Annotated in this window: 25 protein-coding genes and 1 tRNA gene; 7 read left to right on the top strand and 19 right to left on the bottom strand. The window is 35.3% G+C overall.

The window, feature by feature from the left end; all coding sequences use genetic code 11:
- Nucleotides 1-3: 3 nt before the first annotated feature.
- Nucleotides 4-2,874 carry a leucine--tRNA ligase gene (leuS, locus tag OEW78_RS01320; RefSeq protein ID WP_300323002.1) on the top strand — a complete coding sequence of 957 codons (2,871 nt, stop codon included), beginning with the start codon at nucleotides 4-6 and terminating at the stop codon, nucleotides 2,872-2,874.
- A 271-nt stretch (nucleotides 2,875-3,145) separates the two neighbouring features.
- On the opposite strand, the gene OEW78_RS01315 is transcribed toward leuS, so the two are convergent.
- Nucleotides 3,146-3,370 (bottom strand): hypothetical protein, encoded by a 225-nt coding sequence (locus OEW78_RS01315; RefSeq protein ID WP_300323000.1) that lies wholly within the window; start codon nucleotides 3,368-3,370, stop codon nucleotides 3,146-3,148.
- 237 nt (nucleotides 3,371-3,607) lie between these two features.
- On the opposite strand from OEW78_RS01315, the gene OEW78_RS01310 reads away from it, so the two are divergent.
- The 3 genes from OEW78_RS01310 to OEW78_RS01300 all read left to right on the top strand — a co-directional run bounded on the left by OEW78_RS01310 (nucleotide 3,608) and on the right by OEW78_RS01300 (nucleotide 4,614).
- Entirely contained in the window at nucleotides 3,608-3,832 is a 225-nt protein-coding gene (locus OEW78_RS01310; RefSeq protein WP_300322998.1) for a hypothetical protein, read from the top strand.
- A 182-nt stretch (nucleotides 3,833-4,014) separates the two neighbouring features.
- Nucleotides 4,015-4,344 carry a hypothetical protein gene (locus tag OEW78_RS01305; RefSeq protein WP_300322996.1) on the top strand — a complete coding sequence of 110 codons (330 nt, stop codon included), beginning with the start codon at nucleotides 4,015-4,017 and terminating at the stop codon, nucleotides 4,342-4,344.
- A 27-nt stretch (nucleotides 4,345-4,371) separates the two neighbouring features.
- Nucleotides 4,372-4,614 (top strand): hypothetical protein, encoded by a 243-nt coding sequence (locus tag OEW78_RS01300; RefSeq protein ID WP_300322994.1) that lies wholly within the window; start codon nucleotides 4,372-4,374, stop codon nucleotides 4,612-4,614.
- Between the two features lie 173 nt (nucleotides 4,615-4,787).
- Here OEW78_RS01300 and OEW78_RS01295 read toward each other — a convergent pair whose 3' ends face one another.
- The 7 genes from OEW78_RS01295 to OEW78_RS01265 all read right to left on the bottom strand — a co-directional run bounded on the left by OEW78_RS01295 (nucleotide 4,788) and on the right by OEW78_RS01265 (nucleotide 8,560).
- Entirely contained in the window at nucleotides 4,788-5,033 is a 246-nt protein-coding gene (locus OEW78_RS01295; protein WP_300322992.1) for a hypothetical protein, read from the bottom strand.
- The gene (locus OEW78_RS01290) at nucleotides 5,026-5,277 is read right to left on the bottom strand and encodes a hypothetical protein (RefSeq protein ID WP_300322990.1); all 252 of its coding nucleotides are present in this window, start codon (nucleotides 5,275-5,277) and stop codon (nucleotides 5,026-5,028) included. The genes OEW78_RS01295 and OEW78_RS01290 overlap by 8 nt, the downstream gene beginning before the upstream one ends.
- 210 nt (nucleotides 5,278-5,487) lie before the next feature.
- Nucleotides 5,488-5,670, bottom strand: a complete 183-nt coding sequence (locus tag OEW78_RS01285; protein WP_300322988.1) for a hypothetical protein — start codon at nucleotides 5,668-5,670, stop codon at nucleotides 5,488-5,490.
- A 97-nt stretch (nucleotides 5,671-5,767) separates the two neighbouring features.
- Complete coding sequence (locus OEW78_RS01280; RefSeq protein ID WP_300322986.1) at nucleotides 5,768-6,439, bottom strand: TIGR00266 family protein; 672 nt, start codon at nucleotides 6,437-6,439, stop codon at nucleotides 5,768-5,770.
- Nucleotides 6,440-6,479: 40 nt separating this feature from the next.
- A complete protein-coding gene (locus tag OEW78_RS01275) occupies nucleotides 6,480-6,719 on the bottom strand; it encodes a hypothetical protein (protein WP_300322984.1) in 240 nt (79 codons plus the stop codon).
- A complete protein-coding gene (locus tag OEW78_RS01270) occupies nucleotides 6,716-6,913 on the bottom strand; it encodes a hypothetical protein (RefSeq protein ID WP_300322982.1) in 198 nt (65 codons plus the stop codon). Before OEW78_RS01270 ends, OEW78_RS01275 begins: the two co-directional genes overlap by 4 nt.
- A gap of 1,044 nt (nucleotides 6,914-7,957) precedes the next feature.
- Complete coding sequence (locus OEW78_RS01265; protein ID WP_300322980.1) at nucleotides 7,958-8,560, bottom strand: nitroreductase family protein; 603 nt, start codon at nucleotides 8,558-8,560, stop codon at nucleotides 7,958-7,960.
- A 299-nt stretch (nucleotides 8,561-8,859) separates the two neighbouring features.
- Here OEW78_RS01265 and OEW78_RS01260 point away from each other — a divergent pair, with 299 nt between their 5' ends.
- Complete coding sequence (locus OEW78_RS01260; protein ID WP_300322978.1) at nucleotides 8,860-9,873, top strand: NAD(P)/FAD-dependent oxidoreductase; 1,014 nt, start codon at nucleotides 8,860-8,862, stop codon at nucleotides 9,871-9,873.
- Here OEW78_RS01260 and OEW78_RS01255 read toward each other — a convergent pair.
- Nucleotides 9,870-10,574 carry a YkgJ family cysteine cluster protein gene (locus OEW78_RS01255; RefSeq protein ID WP_300322976.1) on the bottom strand — a complete coding sequence of 235 codons (705 nt, stop codon included), beginning with the start codon at nucleotides 10,572-10,574 and terminating at the stop codon, nucleotides 9,870-9,872. The two genes, OEW78_RS01260 and OEW78_RS01255, sit on opposite strands and share 4 nt — an antisense overlap.
- A 35-nt stretch (nucleotides 10,575-10,609) precedes the next feature.
- On the opposite strand from OEW78_RS01255, the gene OEW78_RS01250 reads away from it, so the two are divergent.
- Nucleotides 10,610-10,930, top strand: coding sequence for a hypothetical protein (locus OEW78_RS01250; protein WP_300322974.1), 321 nt, complete (start codon nucleotides 10,610-10,612; stop codon nucleotides 10,928-10,930).
- A gap of 45 nt (nucleotides 10,931-10,975) precedes the next feature.
- Nucleotides 10,976-11,063 (top strand) — tRNA-Gln (locus OEW78_RS01245).
- Between the two features lie 21 nt (nucleotides 11,064-11,084).
- Here the strand turns inward: OEW78_RS01245 and OEW78_RS01240 are convergent.
- The 10 genes from OEW78_RS01240 to OEW78_RS01195 all read right to left on the bottom strand — a co-directional run bounded on the left by OEW78_RS01240 (nucleotide 11,085) and on the right by OEW78_RS01195 (nucleotide 23,688).
- Entirely contained in the window at nucleotides 11,085-11,684 is a 600-nt protein-coding gene (locus tag OEW78_RS01240; RefSeq protein WP_300322972.1) for a 30S ribosomal protein S7, read from the bottom strand.
- A 4-nt stretch (nucleotides 11,685-11,688) separates the two neighbouring features.
- Nucleotides 11,689-12,126 carry a 30S ribosomal protein S12 gene (locus OEW78_RS01235; protein ID WP_297440785.1) on the bottom strand — a complete coding sequence of 146 codons (438 nt, stop codon included), beginning with the start codon at nucleotides 12,124-12,126 and terminating at the stop codon, nucleotides 11,689-11,691.
- A 3-nt stretch (nucleotides 12,127-12,129) separates the two neighbouring features.
- Nucleotides 12,130-12,594 carry a NusA-like transcription termination signal-binding factor gene (locus tag OEW78_RS01230; protein WP_300322970.1) on the bottom strand — a complete coding sequence of 155 codons (465 nt, stop codon included), beginning with the start codon at nucleotides 12,592-12,594 and terminating at the stop codon, nucleotides 12,130-12,132.
- Between the two features lie 64 nt (nucleotides 12,595-12,658).
- Nucleotides 12,659-12,982 (bottom strand): ribosomal L7Ae/L30e/S12e/Gadd45 family protein, encoded by a 324-nt coding sequence (locus OEW78_RS01225; protein ID WP_300322968.1) that lies wholly within the window; start codon nucleotides 12,980-12,982, stop codon nucleotides 12,659-12,661.
- A gap of 75 nt (nucleotides 12,983-13,057) precedes the next feature.
- Nucleotides 13,058-14,737, bottom strand: a complete 1,680-nt coding sequence (locus tag OEW78_RS01220) for a tetratricopeptide repeat protein (RefSeq protein WP_300322966.1) — start codon at nucleotides 14,735-14,737, stop codon at nucleotides 13,058-13,060.
- A gap of 93 nt (nucleotides 14,738-14,830) precedes the next feature.
- Nucleotides 14,831-16,003: a hypothetical protein gene (locus OEW78_RS01215; RefSeq protein ID WP_300322964.1), complete on the bottom strand. Its 1,173-nt coding sequence runs from the start codon at nucleotides 16,001-16,003 to the stop codon at nucleotides 14,831-14,833.
- Between the two features lie 46 nt (nucleotides 16,004-16,049).
- Nucleotides 16,050-16,280: an LSM domain-containing protein gene (locus OEW78_RS01210; protein ID WP_300322962.1), complete on the bottom strand. Its 231-nt coding sequence runs from the start codon at nucleotides 16,278-16,280 to the stop codon at nucleotides 16,050-16,052.
- 15 nt (nucleotides 16,281-16,295) lie between these two features.
- The gene (locus tag OEW78_RS01205) at nucleotides 16,296-20,087 is read right to left on the bottom strand and encodes a DNA-directed RNA polymerase subunit A' (protein WP_300322960.1); all 3,792 of its coding nucleotides are present in this window, start codon (nucleotides 20,085-20,087) and stop codon (nucleotides 16,296-16,298) included.
- 1 nt (nucleotide 20,088) lies between these two features.
- Complete coding sequence (locus OEW78_RS01200; protein ID WP_300322958.1) at nucleotides 20,089-23,436, bottom strand: DNA-directed RNA polymerase subunit B; 3,348 nt, start codon at nucleotides 23,434-23,436, stop codon at nucleotides 20,089-20,091.
- Complete coding sequence (locus OEW78_RS01195) at nucleotides 23,437-23,688, bottom strand: DNA-directed RNA polymerase subunit H (RefSeq protein WP_179361222.1); 252 nt, start codon at nucleotides 23,686-23,688, stop codon at nucleotides 23,437-23,439.
- Between the last annotated feature and the right edge of the window lie 18 nt (nucleotides 23,689-23,706).

Here is a 23,706-nt window from a genome sequence, read left to right as displayed (position 1 = left end):
ACAATGACGATTAACTGGAATGAAATAGAAACAAAATGGCGCAAAACATGGGCAGAATCTAAAGACTTTGAGACAAACCCAAATGAGAAACCAAAAAAATTCATTACTGTAGCATATCCATATCCCAACTCTCCGCAACACATTGGACATGGAAGAACATACACACTAGCTGATGTTCATGCAAGATTCTATCGAATGCAAGGATACAATGTATTGTTCCCAATGGGATTTCACTATACTGGCACTCCGGTACTTGGGATGGCAAAGAGAATCGAAGCTGGAGAAAAAGAGATTCTTGATGGACTGAGAAACATTTACCATGTTCCTGAAGAAGATATCAAAACATTTGTAGAGCCAATAAAGATTGCAGACTATTTCCATGAAGAGATAAAGTCTGGCATGATAGAGATGGGCTATTCAATTGATTGGAGACGAGAATTTACAACCATAGTTCCAGGTTATCAGAAATTTATCGAATGGCAAATTACAACACTCAAAGAAAAAGGTAGAATCATTCAAGGTAGTCATCCAGTTGGATGGTGTCCAAAAGACCAGAATCCAGTATCACAACATGACACAATGGGTGATGTTGAACCAAAAATAGATGATAAAAATTTCCTTGTAAAGTTTGCATTTGGTGAATTTGTATTTCCTGTTACAACACTACGACCTGAAACAATTTTTGGTGTAACTAATCTTTGGGCCAATCCAAAGATTACATACAAAAAAGTTACAGTAGATAATGAAACATGGATAGTTTCAGAAGAATGTGCACATAAAATAGAATTCTTTGAAAAAGAGGTCAAAGTAATTGGAGATATTTCTGGAAAGGACCTTGTAGGAAAAACAGCTGTATCTCCAACCAATGGCAGTGAGCTTCCAATTTTGCCTGCAGAATTTGTAGAGCCTGGAATGGGGACTGGATTAGTAATGTCAGTACCTGCCCATGCACCAAAAGACTACCAAGCTTTGATGGATTTGAAGGCTAAAAATGATAATCTAGCCTCAAAAATTGAGCCCATACCAATCATAGTTACTGAAGGATACGATGAATATCCTGCAAAACAGATTTGTGAAAAACTAGGAGTGTCAGACCAAACTGATTCCAAGCTTGAAGAGGCCACCAAAGAATTGTACCTCAAAGAGTTTACGGATGGAAAATTAAATGAAAAGTGTGGAGATTTTAACGGAGAGAAGGTACAGTTTGGCCGTGATAAAATCAGGGCATGGCTTCAAGAGAATAAACATTTAGAAAAATTCCCAGTGCTAGAGAATGCTCCAGTGCATTGCAGATGCGGAGCTGAATGTGTTGTCAAAGTATTGAACAATCAATGGTTTTTGAATTATGGAGATGAAGAATGGAAGAAACTAGCTCGCAATTGTTTTGATGAGATGAACATTCTTCCCAGTAACATCAAGACAGAGTTTGTTGAAGTAATTGATTGGTTGCATGAGCGAGCTTGTGCAAGACAACAGGGATTGGGAACTAAACTGCCATGGGATCATGATTGGATTGTAGAATCATTATCAGACAGTGTAATTTACATGGCATACTATACATTATCACGATTTGTAAATGATGGAACAGTAACTCCGGAAAACTTGACTCGAGAATTCTTTGATTATGTTTTGCTAGATAAGGGAGATGTAAAACTAGCTGCAAGTACATCGAAGCTTAGTGAGGACGTAATCGAAACAATGAAAAAAGAATTTACATATTTTTATCCAGTTGATTCAAGACATTCTGGTAGAGATTTAGTGCAAAACCACTTGTCATTCTTTGTGTTAAATCATGTTGCAATATTTGATAAAAAATTCTGGCCACAAGAAATTGTAGTTAACGGTAGTGTCATGATGGATGGGGCTAAAATGAGTAAGAGTATGGGAAATATCATTCCACTACGTACTGCAATTAGAGACCATGGTGCAGACCCAATTAGATTAGCTATTATTTCATCAGCTGAATTATTGCAGGATGCTGATTTTAACATGGAATCAGTCTACGGTATTCAAAACAAGCTTGCAGCCCTGTTAGAGGAGTGTTCTAGGCTCAAAAATGCTCCAATTGGCGAACTACAAGCCGAAGATAAATGGATTTTATCAAAAACCCAGAACAAGATTTCTCAAATTACAGAAGCTGTGGAGAAGATGAGATTGCGTGAAGCACTACATGACATTTTGTTTACTTTTGAAACGGATTTAGGATGGTATCAAAAAAGAATCCAAGCTAAAGAAAGAAAAGATGTTTCAGGAATATTACACCAGATAAACTCTGTACGAGTTGCAATGTTGTCTCCATTTGCACCACACATATCTGAGGAAATGTGGAAGAATCTTGGAAACGGTGGATTGGTATCAAAATCAATATGGCCTGAATTCTCTAAAGAAAAGATAGATGCAACATCAATTCAATCAGAAGAATTACTAAAAGCAACTATTGATGATATTTCAAACATTCTCAAAGTTACAAAGATTACTCCAAAGAAAATTGTAATCTATGTAAATTCTGATTCTATGAAATCAAAAGTTTATCATAAAATTTTGAGCATAATGGTAGGTGGACAAAATAACATGGGAGTTGTAATGAAAGAACTCATTGCAGATCCAGAAACTACAGAGGCCAAAAAGATGCCAGACTATATCCAAAAAGTAATCAAGGATTTACATTCTGAATCGGAGGAGATAAAGCAAATGAAACTTGAATCAGAGTCATTTGATGAAAAAGGATTCTTATCATCAGAATTATCCAGTATTGGAAAGAAAGAGTTTGGTGTAGAGATACAAGTGTATTCAGAATCAGATAGTGACATTTATGATCCTAAAGGAAAATCAAGACACGCAAGACCATTTAAACCTGCAATTTTAATTGAATAAGTTTGGGTTTGACCGAATGGGATATGCCTACTAACATGGGCAATAAAATAGACGCAGTTATTCGAATTTGATAGGACTAATGCAAGTTGGAACTAAAAGTCACAAATCATTTCAAGATTCGAGAATTTAACTTGTGAATTCAGAATTCTAAAACAGTAGAAAACGTGTATAGTGTTATTCCTACTAATAGTACTAGACTTACAGTTACTGCTTTTTTGTCTTTCTTGGTTAGTTGCATACGATTCAGAATATCTTGGTAACTTAAGCGTGTCTATTCTTTATCAGATTCCCTGTCTTCTATCTTTTTGATCTCTTTTTCTATTTTCTCGATATTCTTTTTCCAGATGGCAATGTATTTTTCGAGTTTTTCAATCTCTTTTTTGTTATCTGAATTTGCAAGAGACTCTCTTTTCTCCAGATGCTGGTTTAGTCTCTTTTTAGAATCATCGAGTTTCTTGTACTGCATCTCAAGGACCTTTCTTGTGATGAAATTCATAGATATACAATTAAAAATTAGAAACTTAAGGGTATTATATCAGAGAAACGGATTTTTAATTATTCCAGATAACATGGTAATAAAATAATCATAGGAGGTTTTTACCACTAATTTCAATTAGTTACCACTAGATAAAAAATAATAGGGACAATAAATATTAGAAAATACAAATTCAGTTTATGGACATAATTTGGGGAAACGTAGGAAATGTTTTGTTGGGTCAGATTTTTGAGCTGTGTGACACACAAAAAAGATGGAAACAAGGGCGACTATTCAGAAATTGAGAAAATAAAGATTCTTCAAACTGACATAATGAGTCTCCCTGCAGATCCCAACGAGTGCACAAAAGAGCAAATACAAGAAAATTTAGTTGGATCATTTGTAAAATGTGAAATTAAAGACAAAGAAAATGATGGAACTCTAGCATCGGTTGTTTCACATTCAGGTCAAGGTGGATATTAGATGAATTTACAGTGGAATCCAATAGAAATAGACTGTAAAGAGTAGGTCAAAATGAAAATATCATAGAGAAGATCATTACGGGAGAATCACCTGCATTAATAATTAGGAATTTTTACAATAATGATTCATGTAGAACAATATCCAAAAGAATTGAGACAAAAATTTTTGAAAATAATGAAAAAATGAAAAAGATTGGCATCTCCCTTGTATCATTTATTTCTAGAAAAGGAGAATATTTTGTTCAAGCAGATGCATTAAGAAAAACAGTACGTCAAGTTTTTTCAGGCTTGGAGGATCCAAGGAAAAAAATTCACAAAACATTACAAGTGCTATTTCCTGAAAAACAGGTCACTATTGCAGTAGAAGATGGAAAAAAATATGCATGTGAAGTAATCAGACTGCATGAATTAGGAGATTTTGCTCCAATACACAGAGACAATGCAAGTTATGAAGCAAAGGGTTTTGATATTTCCAAATTTCCAATTCAACTATCCACAGTATTGTATATTTAGCAATCTCAAAAAAGGGGAAAATTAGTATTGCACAAAAAATCATGGAAAAAATCAGATGAAAAGTTTCGTAACATCGATTTTGGTTATTCAAAAGGTGTGATTTCAGATTGTAATGAATCTGTAAAGATAAAGCCAAATCAAGGGGATTTGGTGATAATCAATCCAATTTATTATCACGAGATTCTTCCAGCGAGGGCAAATAAGCGCATTACATTAGGATTGTTTTTAGCTTTTTCTAAACATGGAGAAAAAGTTGTGACTTGGTCTTAGATAGAAAAATCATCTTGTAAAATCTAGTCACAAATACATCAAACAAATATGAAACTAGAGGGTTTTGGTTAGAATTTTTAGGAATAGCAAAGATACCATAACAGTTGATGATTCAGACAAATTCGAAACAATCTCAATTGAATCCAAAGTCAGAGAGGGACGATTCCCATAAATCAAGGGTAGTCTAATCTCTGCTCCCACTGAGTCTTTTGATAATCAGTTCCAAAGACCTCAAGTGATTTTGTAATACAATCATCTTGTTTCATTCCTTGAGAGAACAGATTCTTGCAATCAGCAACTGAGGCTTGCAAGTTTCTCTGGTCTCGCTCCACCACATACTGCCCATAGTTTGAGTTGGCTAAAATTCCAAGACCAATTGCAACTGCAAACACAATAACAACAATTATCAGGTTATTCAATCAGACCACTTCGCCTCAGAGCTTGGACATAGTTTTGGGTTTGAACTTGGGATTTTTCAGAATTATTGTTTTGTTCTAGCCAGTTTTTCAAAGTTTCAAATTTGAATTCCAGAGTCGTCCCAAGCATTGACTTGTGAGTAATTTGCCAATCATCATCTCTGACTGACTGCAGTCGGATTACCTTTGGAATCCAATCAAAGAATGAAAATTCGGACCAATCCAAATCAAATTCAGAATCTAGCATAAAACTTCCTTGCATTGTGGAATCAAAAATATAGTAATGATAAATCCACCAAAAATTATTATCAACAATATAATTCCCAGCCCTGCAATCAATGTCTTCTTGCTATCTAATTTCATAACCATAGTTTCAGATGTGTTTTTTTTAGTATATCAAAAATATCAAACTAAATTGCTAGTGGTAATTTTAGAATCTAAAGAGATTGATGACAAACTAGGTGAGTTTTTCCCAGCAGCTTTTTCCACCACAAAGACTACAAGTTGTTTTCTCATTCCATTTCTCAAATGATTTCCCAGATGGAATTCTAACTACGGTTATTCTCTCACACCCAGTGCATTGTACTTTGATTGAGACATTTCCAGTATTATCGCCTACAAACTTGTCCTTGAATCCCATTATTTTTTACACCAAACCCCCATCTTTATTTGCATTCTTATCAGGCGCAACGCAAACAAACTCTGCAGATGTAATTCATACAATGAAATTTTTTATGCTAGTTTCTTTTGGGTAAAAACGGAATTATTGCTCGAACAAACTCCATTATATTTTTAGTCTGTAAATAGACAGTTCCTGGTCCTACGACCTCAATTACCAAAGCATCCCCACCAAATAACGTAGTCTTCATGCTTCCATGTTTAGTTACACGATATCCAGCAGTAGAACTTAGTGCCACTAGCTGATAGTTATCAAGTATCATCTTCTCACCAGATGCCAGTTCCTGTTTTAGTATGCCACCCCATCCATTGACAAACATTTTTCCATTACCAACTGTTTTTAGCATAAACAGATTGCTTCCAAAGATGCCTTTGGTAAATCCCTGCCATTGTGTGTCAAGTGTTACATCAGTTGTGGAACCGACAAAAGAGCCGGACTGGACGATAAACTCTTCATTTACATCAATTACCTCAATGTCCCCTAGCATGTTGCCAGAAATGCCTAGCTTGCAGTTATCCTCTTCTGCGATAAACTCGTTGACAAAAAACGATTCGCCTCCAAGAGCGGCAGCTTTGAGCGACTTGAAGAATCCGCCCTTTCTCATCCTAGTCTCTGTAACGATGTTTCCTTTCATGTAAACCATGGCAGCGGCCTCTGCAGTAATTTTCTCACCCTTGTTTAATGTAAACTCGATTAACCCCATCGGGTTTTTCACAATTTCATATTCCAATGAGTTAATTCGGAAATTACTAAAAGTTAAGAGTTGTGTATTATTTAAAGAGTTTTTGGAGCACATCCTCATATGATGCAAGTTCTTCCAATCCTTCAATTTTCATGATCCGAATGAGATTAACTGCCTCGTCAATTAGCTTATTTAGTCGTCTGAGGGACTGGTCATACTCTTTGTCCTCTTTATTCTCCCATTCTTCCAATCTGCCCTTAAAGAATTCAATGCGTCCAAGCTTGTAATCTATCTCACCAATCAAAATTTTTACTGATTCAGGCTTCATTCCAGTCCTTTCTCCTGCCTTATTTTTGATATCACATCCTTTACCAGAGCCTCGTCTTTTAGAACTAGATCATATAGTTGATTCTTGTATTCTTCATATCCCCATTTGTTTTGCTTGAACATGTCTTTTACTAGATTGACAATTTCAGATTTATTTCTCTGATGATCACGTCTTGCAAGATCTGCACCGTCCATAATTTGTTTCAAAGAATTATCAACTTAAAGATATTGGGATCTAAAACTCGGAAAAAAAGTGTTTAAAATAATACCTCATTAGTGTATTTTTTTTAATTTCACGAATAAAAATCCATGTAAAATTACCATTTGAGTTATGGCAACAGCTAAAAAAGCAGCAGCTAAAAAACCAGCAGCTAAAAAACCAGCAGCTAAAAAAGCAGCAGCTAAAAAAACAACAAAGACAGCTTCTAAAAAGAAATAATCTTTTGAAGCTCGTTTTTTTCTCTATATATTGATTTTATCAAAGATAGAATAAATCATTCATATTGTTTAAATCCAAGAATTCCAACCCACATTTGCCATGAGTTATAATCGTGAAGCACAAGAAGAATACGATGATTTCGAAGACGATGATTCGGAATCAGACTATGAGGATTAGAGAATCCTCGTTTTTTTCTTTTAGTTATCTAAGATTCGCTCTGACAGGAATAACACAGTTCGCTCTTTGTATACTTTGATAAAAGGCGATTACATTTTGTACATCGTTTGTTATCTCCAATGTACAATGATTTTCTAAATTTCTCAGATACGGTTTTAAACTTTAAAAATCCAAATTTAAAACCAAACACCATTACTTAATCATCAGAATCCTAATCATCTATCTTTTCAAAAGTCATATCGGTCTTTTGACACGACTCACATTTCTCATAAAGACCAAACTGATTTCGTAATCTACCTTTGCCATCACACCTGAAACAAGTCAATCTATTGTATATAATCAAGATAAGAGTTAAGGTTTCCTATAGAATAATTTTATTTCTTTGATAATTCAATGATTTCATTGTTGCTCTTCATCTAGGTTTTAAGATATGCATAAAATAATGTCTCCAAGTTATTAACCATCCCTGATAGTTTAGGATCTGAACGGATTGCCCATAGTTGCTCATCAAGATTATCTAAAATTACTTGCAACCCTTAGTTTGGTGTCTCTAATTTCTTGATTGCCTCTCCTGCACCCATGAAGCATGTGTTACGTTATCATAATAAAATATATTCAAAAATCTAGAAACTATTCTCAAAGGCCACCTGATCTAAAGGTAACTGGCCTCCACGAACTGCAGCATCTTCTGCCCTTTTGCCAACTACCACCATCATGACTATCAGATGATCCTCAGGTAATTTTATCAACTCTGATAGTTCATCGTACTCAAATCCTACCATAGGACAAGAATCCAATCCCATTTGTCTTGCTGCAAGCATTATTGTTTGAGCTGCCATTCCACAAGAACGGACTGCCTCATCTCGTTGATTTTGAGGATTGCCATCATATTTTCTTTCTAGTGCTGCTTTTACTGTCTCTTGTTTTTCTGCAGGATGATTCTTCCAGTATCGTATAGGTTCAGTTTTCCATGCATTCATGTCACCACACAGTATTACCACCAAAGAGCCATCTTTTGGTTGGGCTTGACCTCTGGCTGCCACTGAAATCTTTTCTTTTACATCCCGGTCAGTTACATATACAAATCTCCAGTTCTGTTGGTTGTAGCTAGTCGGAGCCAAAATTACATGCTCCATTAATTTCTGAACATCATTGTTGCTCATCTTGTATGTGCTGTCAAATTTTTTGATTGCACGACGAGTCTCTATTGCTTCAAAGACATCCATAAAAGAATAACAAAAATTATGTAAAATAAATGAAACGAAAAGGTAATTGAGCTTAAGATCAGCACCAAAAAGAGTGCAGATGACAGCTCTTTGCTTAAGATCAGAAACCAGTGGTTTTCTGATGACAGTAATTTGTCTTAAGGCCTGAAACGATTGTTATCAGACGACAGATTCACCTTTTCTTATAATGAGTAATGTGAATTTGATATTTAACCGACACTATCCTTTCCTACTATTGAGAATTTACCTGAACAAAAACAGATAGTATATTTATTAGGCCCAAGCCGACGGCAAACATCTTGAAGATTGCAGTGATGGGCATGGGAGTAGCAGGCTCTTATCTTATGGCCAGACTAAAAAATTTAGAACATGACGTTACAGGATATGAGAGAAACAGAGAAGAAAACCATGATTCAATTTGTGCATGGGGTACAATCAAACCAGTACTGACAGAATTTTGCAAAAAAGTAGACCGAGATTTTAATGACTTTCTAATTCATGATGGAAAAAACATGCATGTCAAGATGAACAATGACATTAAATTCGATATCGGACTGCACGGAATGTGCACATATGACAAACTAGCACTAATCAAGGATTTCATAAAAGATTCAAAAATTATCTACGGAGAAGCACCAAAGCTTGAGGAATTAGAAAAAGAATACGACATGATAGTAGACTGTACAGGTTTTAGCAGAGCATATTTGCCAAAAATGAAAGAGGATTTTTTCTTACCAACATATGAATACAAAGTAGAATATGAAAACGGCGTGCCATATGATGACTTTTACATTGAGCCATTTCCTGGAATGTCAGGATATTTCTGGTATTTCCCACTGGGCGAGAAATGGGCCCACATTGGAGCAGGGGATTACAATAAACAACACATCAAGGCAACTGATGATTTCCTAAAAAAGCACGGAGGCAAGGTTCTCAAAACAAAGGGCAGGCCAATCAGACTTGCAACTCCAGATAGATGCAAGCCATACTATTCAGGTAAAGTTGTAGGAGTCGGGGAATCAATAGGTACTGTCTATGCATTGTTGGGGGAAGGAATCATTCCATCAATGCAGTGTGTGGATATTTTTGTAGAGAACATGTATGACTTTACAGCATATGAGAAGGCAGTTGAGAAGCACTACAAGGTCTATGCCAAAGTGTTTAATTTTGTTCGAGCAAAAATTCACAAGGACTTTAGCTTCATCAAGGCATTGCCAGACTTTTTGACAATCTTTTTCTATATGAAAAAGAACGAGGCAAGATTTGGAATGGATATTAAAATTTCAGATTTACTCAAAGTTGCCAAGGCCTAAGAAAAACTAACAGATCCAAATCCTTCACGATTTGTTCTGTTTGATGCCATGTTGTAATCGTATATAGTTTTTGAATAGTCCTTGAATTCGTCTTTCATTGGATCAAGAGAATCAGCCAAGTAAAACCCAGGACAGTCACCTGTAAACTGATACGTTGCATGGACTCGGGCTTTACCCTGTTCGTTCTCAAGCCAGCTAGAGAAAGGATACAGGTAGCACACTCCAGGTCTGTCTGGATGCATGGAGCAGCCCCCTTCACCATCTAGAAATCTGCAAGAGATGTGAGTGCCATCATCAGCTTCCGTCTCATCTGTTTTTCTTTTGAGATTGATTGTAGTCATTGTTGTCAATTGTCCTGATGGACCAGGTTCCTGATATGTTACAGTTAGAGTTTCATTTTTTATAAAATCTGAAGTTTTTTTGTATTTGAGCCCTTTGCCAATTGTGATTAAATCATCAGAGGATAAAGGCAATCTGCCTTGTCTATCACAACAGTTGTGACAGTCAGGCCAATAGCACTTCCACAAGATGTATTTTTTTTCTGAATTAAGATACGGAACATGAAAGATGACATCTTTGACTTTGATTGGATAATCAGAAACATCAATAATTTTTCCCAACATAAAATTGCGCAGGATCGGGTCAACATCCCAATCTTTTTGCAGTAAATCTAGTGATTCTTCAATTTCTTTTTGAGACAACTGATAAATTATAACATATGTTGCAGATGTTATTAATGTTGAGTGAAAAAGGGAAATATGCTTCTGCAACAGAGAACAGAAGATTTGTTTGGGCAGAAATTGTTTGGCCATTAATTTTGGAAACCAATGATGTTTCATTTTCTCTAAAACAATTTCAAGAAAAAAGAGAAAAAATATGCAAAGAAAGAAACATTTCAATTACGATTCCATCAAGGGGATTAGCATCATTATTACAAAAAGGAATTTTGTTAAAAGAAGGCAACATCTATTCAATTCATTACAAATTAATTCCTTACATGCGATTAAAAGCAGATTGTGATTATGCAGCAGTAATTCATGAAGTCAGACTAAAGTAATTACAACAAATGATTATATGCTAAATCATTCGGGTTTATTTTAGTAGCCCGATAGTCTAGTGGTCAAGGATTCTGCCCTCTGGATCTCAAGAATGGATAGGCGGAGACGGCAGTTCGAATCTGCCTCGGGCTACTGGAAAAATTTCTAAAAAGACTATCTTGATGCTTGTGCTATTCTTTCTAACTCGTGTTTCTTCTTTACAGAAGGTGCTGAAGGATCATTTGCTGCTGCAAGCATGAGTTGTTCTGCCATGTGCTCTTCAATAGGTTTTGGATTAGAGAATGTTGATTCTTTGATAGCATCTGCGATAAACTTTAGAGCCAAATCTACCCTTCTGATTGGAGCAACGTCTACTGATACATGATAAACAGTACCACCATATACGATTCTTGTAGTGTCTTCATTTGGAGCAGAAAATTCAATTGCTCGAACTAGAACTTCGACAGGATTTTGGCCAGTTTTTAGTGCAATGATATCAAAAGCTGTTTTTACAGTATTGAGAAGTTTAGTTTTCTTTCCAGTCATTCTACCTGTGTTCTTTGCATACTTCTTTCCAAAGTGCATTGTTTTATTGATTAATCTTTCAACAATGTTAACATCTGCTTTGTTGAATCTCTTTAATGCAGAACGACCATAAGTGTAAGGAAGAATTTGCTTTCTCAAAGAGATTGCAGTTTTTAATCCAGGATCCTTTATTTCGATATCAGACAAATCCCATTTTCTAAACAATAACAAGTTTTTAGTTTGTGCCATTTCTCTATCTCCTTGGTTTCTCCTTCTTTCCAATAACCAGTTCGTGCAATGCAGTACCATTAACTTTGAAAACTTTAAATCTAACACCAGGAATATCTCCCATTGCACCACCTTGTGTTGCACCCATACCTTGAATGTGTACTTCATCGTGTTCATCAATAAAGTTCATGGCTCCGTCTCGTGGCAAAAATGCCGTAACAGTTTTTCCGTTTTTGATTAATTGTACACGAACACATTTTCTAATAGCAGAGTTTGGCTGTTTTGCAGCAATACCTACTTTTTCTAAAACAATACCACGTGCTTGAGGTGCTCCTCCCAGTGGATCAGCCTTTTTATCAATACCGAGTTTTCTTCTCTTGAATGTAGAGATTGCCCATCTTTGTTTTTTCTTTTTAGTTGTAAGAACTCTTCCAGCAAATAATCCAAGGGGTGATTTTCTCATATATTACATCTCCAGAGTTGCCCGTTCAGGACTGTTAATCAATACACTGCTAATATCAAAATATCGTTTTGCAAGAAGTCTTGCTTTCTCTGCGTTTCTTCCCTCTCTTCCAACTACAATTCCTTTCTTTCTTGCATCTACCATAACTATTGCCTGCTTTGTTCCATCGGGACGTTTATTTATTTTTACTTCAGAAATTAGTTTTGAATTAAGCAAATTAGACAGAAATTTTGCTGGATCATCATCAAATTCTACCAATTCGACATTTCTTTTAACAATATTCTGTAATGATTTGATATGGATACCACCCTTGCCAATTGCAAGACCCATTTTACCAGCATTAACTACAAAAATTACTCTATCTTGTTTTTCATCTTCAACACAATCACGTGCTGTTGCACCAGTTACATTTTGGAAAAGTGACATCATTCGCATTTGATCAGTTGTGAGTTTAATTGATTGTGTCATTATAATTCCTATTTATCTCCGAACAAAAAATGTCTCATTTAAACTTACATTCAAGGAATTACAATTAATCATTTTTTTCCTCAGCTTGTGTATCTTTTAAAATTGATTTGATGCTAGCATCATCTATGGATGTAAATGAAATTGTTGAAATTCTAAATTGTAAGCCACATAATTTTCCTAATGCGACTGATGTTCCTTGAAAGTTTACTAGAGGTATTTTTTCTTTTTTTGCATCTGATTCAATTTGCTCAAACATTTCTTTTTTCATTGATTGAGACAATACAATTAGCTTGGAACTTTTTATTGAGTTTAAAACTTGTTTGGTACCCATGGTTAGTTTATCTTCTTTACGGGCATCTCTCAATGACTTCTCAAGTATCTTACTCATTTGTTTTCCTTAAGACGATCGTCATGTCAGGGCTTTATAGGTTTATTGAAAAATCAAGCGTGTAATATTAGGAAATTAGTTTAGAAAACCAAATAATGAACCTAAAGTTGAAAATGCAGTACTTACCTCATCAAAAAAATCATTTAGTTTTTGTTTTTCAGAACCAACAGAATTACTATTTTCAGAAAAAGATTCAGAATAATCGATTTTCTCTACCTCTGAACCAAATGAATTATTTGTCAAATCAGGAAGGGTAGACATTGCAATGTGAAGATTTTTTGCAGCTGTGAGATAATTTGGATTTTTGTTCAAAACTTGATTGTATAATAAAACGGCATCATCTAATTGCCCCAAGTTAGCAAGAGCATTTGCTTTATTATTTTTGGCAGGAAGGAAATTTGGATCAATTCGGAGGGCATGATCATAGAATATTATAGCCTCAGAGAAATAGCCTAATTTCCCTAATGCTGAGCCTTTGTTAACAAGAATTTCAACATTATCGGGATCATTGATCAATGATTCATTAAAAAAATTCAACGAACTATCAAACTTGCACAATCGATACAATGCAGGGCCCATTCCATCATAGTATGAAATGGTATCAGCATATGTGCTAGAATCACATTCTAATTGGATTTGATTTAGTAATTTTCCCAACTCGATATCTTCTACAGACAAATTATTTTCTTTTTTTATTTTATTTTGTGTTGGAAGTTTTTCCTGGATAGTTGTGGTTACTTTATTTTCTGAATCATTTATTTTTTTAATAGGAATTTCTTTTTGTATAGTTTTAATCTGAGTGTTATCATTTGTAGTTTTTTGTGGTGTTTTAATTATCGTAGAATCATCAATGGATTTGGAATTATTTTGCGATTCATTGGTTGTTTGTGTTTTGTCAGTTGTTTGTATTTTGTCAGTTGTTTGTATTTTGTCAGTTGTTTGTATTTTGTCAGTTGTTTGTGTTTTGTCAGTTGTTTGTGTTTTGTCAGTTGTTTGTGTTTTGTCAGTTGTTTGTGTTTTGTCAGTTGTTTGTATTTTGTCAGTTGTTTGTATTTTGTCATCTAGTTTAGAATCACTTGGTTTATCATCTAAAGAATCTTCAATTGCTTGTGGTATTTTGTAATAATCAAAAGAATATACTGCTTCTGATTCAGCATAATGTGCTTTTACAGAATATGTTCCATCCACTCTAAAATTTACACCGTCTTTTACAAGAAAGCTTGTAGTAAATTCTAAGTTAGAATCAATCGTACCAAAATAAAATCCAGCAGGCATTCCAAACGGATCATAGATTCCTATTAAGATAGTTGGCGAATCCATTGCTGAAACTTGGCCGGTAATTTTTATCACGTCATTGTCAGTGTATTGTTTTTGTTCGGTGTAAAGTAGGATAATGTCAGGTTTTGTGTCTTTTTTAATTATAATTTCAGGCTCTGAAGATTCATCTTGAACATCAAAATAATGGTTTTGTGAAGCTTGCCCATAGTCTAGTTTCACCTTATATTGACCAGTTTTTTTATAAAATGGAGAGTCAAGAAGTATTGTTTTAGAAAACATTTGTTCTGATGTAATTTCTAAATTATTTGCAGACAGAATTTTTCCATCTGGATCATACACGCTCATTGTAATTACAGGCATTCCAAGTTCAAGGATTTGGCCTGAAATGGTTAGGGAATCACCAAGATCATAGAATTCCTTATCAAAACTTACGCTAAATGAATCCGCAAAAACATCTATGAGAACAATAGAAGACAATACGGTTAGCACTAATGATAATACTAAAACATATCCTAACACAAAGGTAGGAACGTAATTTTGTATTTAATAATCACGTAGAAATTATACTTTTCATTTAACATCAATTTGTGTAAACATTGACGACGCAAGAGCTGTCGGATTACCAATAGAGTTCCAGACAAAAGTTTCAATCTGGTATTTTCCAGAATCCTTAGGAATCCAAGATTGTGAAACATCTAGAATTTGGTTAGGAGATATTTCTCCTTGAACCCATGATAATGATTCAACGTAATTTTGATCATTTTTTACTTGAAAGAGATAAACAAATTTTTGTTTAAACTCTTGATCATTTCTAATTGTTCCAACTATTTGCATCTGCGTGTTCTGTGAGAAAGAATCCAAGGGATTTCCCAAACCAGTAGAAAAAGTAATGGGTAAATTTTCAATCCTATCGATAGGGTGAATTGATGAATCAACTGTGATCATAGTTTTGATTTCTAAATTATCTGATTTTGTATATGGTTTTGGAAGAGTATGATCGTCGTATTTTGCAAATAGAGTATCACCAGGAAGAGAATAAAGTCTGTTTCCACTCGAAGAAGAGTTCTGGGATAAAGAGACTGTTGCAACAAATGCACCTGAACTTTCAGATGTTTCAATTGCGTTAACAGTGATTCCTGCAACATCAGAATCTGAAAAAACATGAATCAGTAAATCATCTAGAGCCTCAGGGTTTAGATTCATGTCAAAATCCACAACACGGATAACAGCAGAACTTTCAAGATAGAGCAGATCCTCAACAAAATCGATTGTTCCAAGATTCCAGCTTACAGGCACTGATTCAACCAATACGACACCGTCTGCAAATTCAAAAGATATTGTGATTGCAGAGTCCCTGTCTACTTGTAAAAATCCACTTGTAGGCCCATTACCAATTGTTCTAGGGTTTGTATCAAAAGTGCCATCACCATCAGCATCATGAGTAAAACCTGTAAGGATCACTTCGGCAGTAAAAATTCCAGAATTTACATCAGTCTCTGTAAATTGATAAGGTTCAAGTGAATGCTCAGATGTGGCAATTTTGATTGGATGATCATTAGTATCTCCAATTGAATCAACCAAATGTCTATCAGAATTCCAGCTAGGTGCAATAATTGTCATTTTCACTTTATCAGTCCAAGTGTACACTGCCTTGTCAGTAAAAATTGGAGAGTAAGGGTCATTGTAGTCAGGAGCAGATTGTCCAAATGCAAGTAGAATTAAAAATAGAAAAACATGTAGCATGTTAAAAATTATTATTTATAGGATTTAATGTTTGATTGAGTAATTTCTAAGATTCTTCTTCTGGCAAAGATACGGCCAAAATATTATCCCCACGGAGTAAAATTTTTCCTAGTTTTTCATGTTTTTCTTCAGTCACATCTTCAGTATCCTCTAGTGTCAAATTCATGTGAATGTCAAAATCTTTGAGTATACCCTGAATAGTTCTGGTGTTTCTTAATCGAAGTAAAACAACTTTATCTTTGCTGTTATTCATTAATGTAGAAATTTCATCAGCCATATCTATCACTTGTTTCTATTTTTTCTTGCTGACTTGCATGTACAAGTCAACAGTACCACTGCCAATTGGAATGTTGCTACCAACAATTACGTTTTCAGTGATACCTTTGAGTTGTTCAACTTCACCACCAAGTGCAGCATGTGCAATTGTTGGAACAGTGATTTCAAATGCGGCTCTTGCAAGAACACTGTCTTTAGTTCCAGCAATTCCGTGTCTACCAATTTGTTGCATATAACCTCTAGAACACATCAAATCAGATACTAACATGATGTATCTATTATCAACTTCTAATCCTTGATCACCCAAAGTATGATTAAGTTCATCGATTAATGAATTTCGAGCAGCTTCAATACCTAATGTTCCTGCAATTTCAAAGACATTGTTTGTTCTGACATTCTTCTTATCAATTCCCTTTACTTCCAATACTTTAGCGATGTTAGAACCAGTTGTCTGAATTACCCAGTCATCATCTTTCTGAACTAATGTGACTCGTTCAATATCAGGAACTCCTTTAACTGTAGTATTGAGAACTTTATTTCTAATTGCAATAGCAGTTGCAGTATCAGCTTCATCAACTAAATTCAAAGTGATTAGTTCTCCTGTAACTTCCATCTTGAATTTTTTATTTGATGAAAGTGCTGTTTCTACTTCTGCAACAGAGCATCCTCTTTCTTGTAGTCTATTTGGACTCAAAATTAATTTAATATTTGTAGAATAGTCAGTTTCGGTATTAGCAATCAATGCACTGACTTTGGTTTGCAATACATTTCGGGCCACTTCAATTGCTTTTTCTCTAGATTTCTTTGATTCATTATCAAGGTAAATATCCATAGTTGGAGTCACAGGTTTCTTTCTTGCGTCAACGAGTTCAATTAATCTTGGAAGACCCAGTGTAACGTTTCTTTCTTTAATTCCTGCAAAGTGGAATGTTCTCAAAGTCATCTGAGTACCTGGCTCACCAATTGATTGTGCAGTGATAATTCCTACTGCTTGACCAGGTTCAACTTTAGCTTTATTGTATAAGGAAAGACCTTTTTTACAGACAGCTTCAACACCTTCTTTACTTAGATTTGATTTGTGTAAAGCATCAGTTACAAGTTCAGTTAATCTTGGATTAAATGTCTTGGTGTATTTTTTGGTAAGAATATCAATTTCATCTTTAGTTGCTTTCTTTCCAGAATCAACGATAGTTTGGGATTCAGCCAATCTACTTGCGTTGAATGCTTCACCATGATCACTTTTCTGAACATCAATACCATCTTCACCATATAGGAATTGTACAATATGTCCGTGTGGATCTCTTACTGTTCCATCATATTCTAATCTGATATGTTCTAAAGCGTTAATCAATCTACGCTGCATATAACCACTCTGTTGTGTTCTAACTGCAGTATCTACAAGACCTTCACGACCTCCCATTGCATGGAAGAAGAATTCCAAGGCGGTAAGACCTGTTCTATAATTGGATTTTACAAATCCATGTGCATCTGGATTACTGTCATGTTCTTGATAATGTGTTAAGGCTCGATTACTATAACCATCATTCATTCTATTACCTCTTCTTGATTGTTGTCCTAATGCACCTGCCATCTGACCTACGTTAAGTGCTGAACCTCTGGCACCAGTGGTAGCCATAATTTTTCCAGCGTTATCATCATCTAAGGAATCATTAGCAGTATCTCCTGCTTTTACCCTGGCTTTACCTAGTTCATTAACAATGTAGGCCTCTAGTGCCTCTTCAGCCTTCATACCTCTAGTAAGTTTGAGAGTTCCTTTCTTGTATTGATCAGTCAAATCAGCTACAATATCATATGTTTCTTGAATATCTTCTAGAATTTTTGTTACATTCTTTTCAGGAACCTCAAGATCACCATATCCATAACTAAAACCATAGTGAGTGATGAATTGTTTTACCATGATGAGAATAGAATTTAAGAAGTTCTTACCAACTGCATTGCCATAGTCTTTGGTAATTCTATGTAAGATACTTTCTGGTTCTTCAGCACCAATTGAAGTTTTGTCAATTACGCCACTGATGAGTTCACCGTTTTTAATTACAACATCTTTTTCTGGACCTTTTGTTCCCTTGGACCATTTTGATGTAAGAACATAGTTGAAGTCTTTTGGAAGGAATAATGAGAATAATTGTTTTCCTGTATATGCAGGTCCATCTTTTGTTTTAGTTGCAGGTTTAGGAAGTGCATCGGTGTAACCTCCAAGCATTGCATAGTTTGAAAATTCTTGAACAGACAAAGTGGTACCATCTTTAGTTAGAAGGTATGCACCAGTTACAAAGTCTCTTAGTGCACCGATAATTGGGCCACCATATCTTGGAGAAATTAATTGATCTTGAACTCTCATTAAGAGAATTGCTTCTGCTCTTGCTTCCTCACTTTGAGGAACATGGAGATTCATTTCATCACCATCAAAATCTGCGTTGTATGGTGGACAGACAGAAGGATGTAATCTGAAAGTCTTACCAGGAAGTACTCTAACATAGTGAGCCATAATAGACATTTGGTGGAGTGATGGTTGTCTGTTGAACATTACAATGTCGCCATCTGCAAGATGTCTTTCAATAAGATAGCCAATCTCCAGAGTTTCTGCGATGGTAGAACGATCTTCTACAAAATCTAATCTAATCTTTACACCGTCTGGTCTGACAATATAGTTTACACCTGGGAATTTTTCAGGTCCGTTAATTACAAGTTTTCTCATTCTTTCAATATTCCATTCTGTAACAATTTCAGGAATTGTTAGCTTCATGGCTACTTGTTCAGGAACACCAACTTCAGACAAATCCAGGTTAGGATCTGGTGAAATAACAGTTCTACTTGAAAAGTCGACTCTCTTTCCAGAAAGTGAACCTCTGAATCTTCCTTCTTTTCCTTTAAGTCTTTGAGTCAATGTTTTGAGAGGACGTCCAGAACGATGATGAGCTTGTGGAATTCCAGATACTTCATTATCAAAATATGTTGTAGAGTGATACTGTAGCAAATCAACTAGGTCTTGTACAATTAGTGGAGGTGTTCCTGCTTCCTTACTTTCTTTTAGTCTTTGATTAACTCTGATGATATCTACCATTTTGTGTGTCAAGTCATCTTCAGATCTGATTCCAGTTTCAAGAATGATTGAAGGTCTAACAGTTACTGGGGGTACAGGCAATGCTTGAAGAATAAACCACTCAGGTCTTGCAGTGATTGGGTCATAAGATAATAGTTCTAAATCTTCATCAGCGATTTGTGAAAACCTTTCTCTAATTGTAATTGGTAATAATCTGTGTTCACCGATTTCAGTTTTCTCTACAAAGATAGTTGGTTTTGTAAAGACTAGTTCATATTGTGTTTTTCCACAATGTGGACATTCTTTTGCTTTCTTTGCTTTCTCAATAATTTGTTCTGGAATACGTTTTTCTGAAACTACAGTGTAGGCAGCATGTTTGTCTTTGATTTTTTTGAATGTATTTAGATCATCTTGAGTAACTTTTAGTCTTGCACAAGAACGACATGTTGATTGTAATAGTTTGTAAATATTATCAATAAATGCAATGTGTAAAATTGGCTCTGCAAGTTCAATATGTCCGAAGTGCCCAGGACATCTTGCAGCAGTATTTCCACACGTTAGACATTTTTGTCCAGGCTCAAGTGTTCCCAATCTTCCATCCATAAGACCGCCTTGAACTGGCATTCCATCTTCATCATATGTCTCAGGAGCAGTAATTTCAGCTACGGAGTATTTTCTGATTTCAGTGGGAGACCATACAGAGAAACGAATTCCATCAATTGCTTTAATTGCTTGAACAGACATTCTAGATTTTCTCCTTGATTAACAATCTTGGTGCAACATTAAGACTTTGCATTTCCTGTAATAGTAATTTGAATGCATAAGCTACAGATACAGAAGATACTTTGGCCTTATCGCCACAGACTCTGCAAACGTATTTTCTTTGTTTAACATCATGATATGCAACTAGTCCACATCTCTCACAGACAAAAATATCAGATTTATCAGATTCATCTAACAATCTATCTTTAAGAATCATAGAAGCACCATAAGCAATCAAACAATCTCGTTCCATTTCACCAAATCTTAAACCACCACCTCTTGCTCTTCCTTCAGTTGGTTGTTTAGTCAACATCTGAACTTGTCCACGAGCTCTTGCATGGATTTTGTCTGCAACCATGTGATGTAGTTTTTGATAATATACAACTCCAATGAAAACTTCTACTGGGAATGATTTACCAGTTCTTCCATCATACATTATTTCTTTACCAGAATATTCAAAACCATGTGCATCCATTACTTCCTTGACTTCAGGCATTTTCTCACCAACAAATGCAGAACCATCAAATCTTTTTCCACGTAATGCTGCAGCTTTACCACAGATAGATTCCATCATCATTCCAACAGTCATTCTTGAAGGGAATGCATGAGGATTAATCAAAACATCTGGAGACATTCCATTTGCAGTGTATGGTAAATCTTCTGCTTTAGCTAAAATTCCTAATACACCTTTTTGTCCATGTCTTGATGCAAATTTGTCACCAATTTCAGGAATTCTCATATCTCTTGCTCTAATCTTGTACATTTTTCCACCTTCGTTTGATTGAGTCATAACTACGGTGTCAATTACTCCAGATTCGGATGGCCTTACACCAATTGAAGTATCTCGTCTGTATGGACCAGAAGATTCGAATTCTCTATACTCTTCCATAAATCTTGGAGGACTTATTTTTCCAATCAAAATGTCGCCACCTTTAACTGGAGATTCTGATGCAACTACACCATCATCTTCAAGCAATCTGTATGCACGTTCCCCTTTGTATCCTCGGATATTATCTTCAGCATTTGGAATTTCGAAGGTATCACGCATTCCACCAGGATATTGTTTTGCTTCAGCATCATAAATTCTAAAGAAGAAAGTTCTACCAAGACCTCTATCGACTGAGGCTTTACTCAATACAATAGCATCTTCAATGTTATAACCATCAAATGGCAATACTGCAACAACGCAATTCTGACCTGCTGGTCTATCTTCTAATCCTAAAAGCTTCATTGCTTTTGTATTGACAATTGGGACTTGAGGGTATAGCATAAAGTGTTGTCTAACATATGTACTAGTATTCATCATAGGTGTTGAAAATCCTAAACTTTGTTTTGCCATTGCAGATTCGTATGTATTTCTTGGAGATTGATTATGTTCAGGATATGGAATGATAGAAGCTCCTGCGCCAAGAATTGCTGGTGGGAATACTTCCAAGTGAGTATGTTTCTTTGCATCTTTTTCATCCAAAGTAACATAGCAATTTTCTTCTTCATTTGCATCAATCATTTCCAAGACACCCATTCTCAAAAGATCAGTCCAAGAAAGTAATTTCTTTGAAATTTTATCTAGTAACTCGGTAGTTAGTAATGGTTTGTTATCTTTTATAATAATTAGTGGACGTAAAACTCGACCGGCGTTACAATTGACATATAATCTTCTTGTAGAGCCTTCGATTTCAGATTTGTGGAATGAAATCCCAACATGTGGATGGATTTTTGAGTTTCTTCTAAGTTCTCTTAAAGACAATGCTAATTCTTCACCGTCTTTGTAATAGCCAATTAAGCGACCATCAACAAATATTCTGGTTCCATCTTTCTTCAAATCTTCTTTTGCATCAAAGAAATGAACAGTTCCAAGATCATAGAGTTTTTCTACAATTTCTTCAGATGGCACATTTACTGAGATGATTCCAGATAATGCTAAATTTTTGACCAGACCACAGTTTGAACCTTCAGGTGTTTCACTTGGACAAATTCTTCCAAAGTGAGTTGCATGCAAGTCTCTTGCTTCAAAGTTTGGTTGAGTTCTACTTAGAGGAGATTGGATTCTTCTAAGATGACTAATCGTTGAAAGATAGTTTGTTCTGTCAAGTAGTTGAGTAACACCTACTCTGCCTCTACCCCAGTTTCCTGTAGCAATTGCATTGTTAAGTTTATCAGTAATAATTCCAGGACGAATTGCTGCAGCAACTGCATTAATTCCACGTTTTTGACCTGAACGTTCTAGTTGGTATTTCATATCCCTAACCAAATTTCTAAATGCTGTTCTGAACAAGTCAGCCAACATTTGTCCTGCAAATTTGATGACTTTGTTTCCATAATGATCTTTATCATCAGGAGTAATCCAACCAAGTTTTAGCTCTAATAATTTACAAGCAGCTTCACCCAAGAATTGTGCCTTTTCTTTTCTGTTTTCTGGATGTTTACCCAAGTGTGGTAAGAGTCCCCAATCAAGTAGAGTCTCAGCACGTTTTATCTGGAATTCTTCTAACATTCCAGGGGCAATTCTTTTACTAATATAGACAATAGCATCTTTTGAAGTAGGTACATCACCTGCTTTTTCAAAAGAGCCTTCAAGTTCATCTTGAATATCATCGACTAGAGAAACTACGGATGCAATCTCTCTATCGGATTCTAATCCAAGAGCTCTCATCAATGTAACAACAGGAATGTCAACTGGAGAACCAGGAATTCGAGCAACTATCAATCCATCATTTTTCATGACAAGTTCTAATTTTGCACGATAACCAACAATGGAAGAATAGACTTTAGCTTTGAAAACAACATTACCGCCCACAGTTTCTCTATCGACAATAATTTTATTGTAAGAAAGATCTTCTAGTCCAACAATAACACGTTCTGAACCATTGATGATAAAATACCCACCAGGATCATTTGGATCTTCACCATGTTCAATTAATTTTTGAGAAGAGAAATTATGTAAAATACATGCATTTGATTTTGCCATTACTGGTACATCTCCAATATGGACAAATCTAGATTCTAAAATTTTTCCATCTTCTACAACACTTGCCTCCATCATCACAGGTGCAGAATAAGAAACATTTCTCAGTCTTGCCTCAGCTGGAGTAATGTGAGTGATTGAACCATCAAGCTCCATCATTCTTGGTTGTTGTAATTTTACTTTGCCTAGTTGAATCTTGTAAGGATATTCAGCATTTTCAATATCAATTTGTCCAACTTCATTAATGATACTTTGAAGTCCCCTTTCTAAGAATTCATCAAATGAGTTTAGATGTTGACGTGCAATACCTTCACGTTTCAAAATATCTTGAATTACGGGCCAACGTTTGGTTGAGGGATCTGCCATCTAGATTTCCACCACGTATCGATAATAGAGACTTTCACCAGCAGTTGGACTTTTTCGAGTTATCTTGATCATATCTCCAGGTTTTACACCTAGTCCTAAAATTGCAGGATCATTTACAAAGATTAATGGTAATTCAGTTGGTTTACAATTATATTTTTTTAAAACTTCTTCAGCTTCTTGTTTGGTAATGATTTCATGTTTTGGAACATAAACGTGATCAGGGACTAGTACTTGATTTTTCTTAGTTGCCATTTAGAAACCCCCACAACG

The organism is Candidatus Nitrosopumilus sp. (assembly GCF_029882185.1).
Lineage (GTDB): Archaea > Thermoproteota > Nitrososphaeria > Nitrososphaerales > Nitrosopumilaceae > Nitrosopumilus.
This window is presented reverse-complemented; position numbering and strand designations above follow the sequence as displayed.

Bases quoted from the DNA above. Each gene is read 5' to 3' on its own strand.
- OEW78_RS01225 (WP_300322968.1), bottom strand. From the start codon at position 12,982: ATGAGTAAGATACTTGAGAAGTCATTGAGAGATGCCCGTAAAGAAGAT.
- OEW78_RS01275 (WP_300322984.1), bottom strand. From the start codon at position 6,719: ATGAAGCCTGAATCAGTAAAAATTTTGATTGGTGAGATAGATTACAAG.
- leuS (WP_300323002.1), top strand. From the start codon at position 4: ATGACGATTAACTGGAATGAAATAGAAACAAAATGGCGCAAAACATGG.
- OEW78_RS01200 (WP_300322958.1), bottom strand. From the start codon at position 23,436: ATGGCAGATCCCTCAACCAAACGTTGGCCCGTAATTCAAGATATTTTG.
- OEW78_RS01265 (WP_300322980.1), bottom strand. From the start codon at position 8,560: ATGGATGTCTTTGAAGCAATAGAGACTCGTCGTGCAATCAAAAAATTT.
- OEW78_RS01205 (WP_300322960.1), bottom strand. From the start codon at position 20,087: ATGTCTGTTCAAGCAATTAAAGCAATTGATGGAATTCGTTTCTCTGTA.
- OEW78_RS01250 (WP_300322974.1), top strand. From the start codon at position 10,610: ATGTTGAGTGAAAAAGGGAAATATGCTTCTGCAACAGAGAACAGAAGA.
- OEW78_RS01235 (WP_297440785.1), bottom strand. From the start codon at position 12,126: ATGAGAAAATCACCCCTTGGATTATTTGCTGGAAGAGTTCTTACAACT.
- OEW78_RS01290 (WP_300322990.1), bottom strand. From the start codon at position 5,277: ATGCTAGATTCTGAATTTGATTTGGATTGGTCCGAATTTTCATTCTTT.
- OEW78_RS01285 (WP_300322988.1), bottom strand. From the start codon at position 5,670: ATGGGATTCAAGGACAAGTTTGTAGGCGATAATACTGGAAATGTCTCA.
- OEW78_RS01305 (WP_300322996.1), top strand. From the start codon at position 4,015: ATGAAAAAGATTGGCATCTCCCTTGTATCATTTATTTCTAGAAAAGGA.
- OEW78_RS01215 (WP_300322964.1), bottom strand. From the start codon at position 16,003: ATGCTACATGTTTTTCTATTTTTAATTCTACTTGCATTTGGACAATCT.
- OEW78_RS01195 (WP_179361222.1), bottom strand. From the start codon at position 23,688: ATGGCAACTAAGAAAAATCAAGTACTAGTCCCTGATCACGTTTATGTT.
- OEW78_RS01240 (WP_300322972.1), bottom strand. From the start codon at position 11,684: ATGGCACAAACTAAAAACTTGTTATTGTTTAGAAAATGGGATTTGTCT.
- OEW78_RS01210 (WP_300322962.1), bottom strand. From the start codon at position 16,280: ATGGCTGATGAAATTTCTACATTAATGAATAACAGCAAAGATAAAGTT.
- OEW78_RS01315 (WP_300323000.1), bottom strand. From the start codon at position 3,370: ATGAATTTCATCACAAGAAAGGTCCTTGAGATGCAGTACAAGAAACTC.
- OEW78_RS01270 (WP_300322982.1), bottom strand. From the start codon at position 6,913: ATGGACGGTGCAGATCTTGCAAGACGTGATCATCAGAGAAATAAATCT.
- OEW78_RS01230 (WP_300322970.1), bottom strand. From the start codon at position 12,594: ATGACACAATCAATTAAACTCACAACTGATCAAATGCGAATGATGTCA.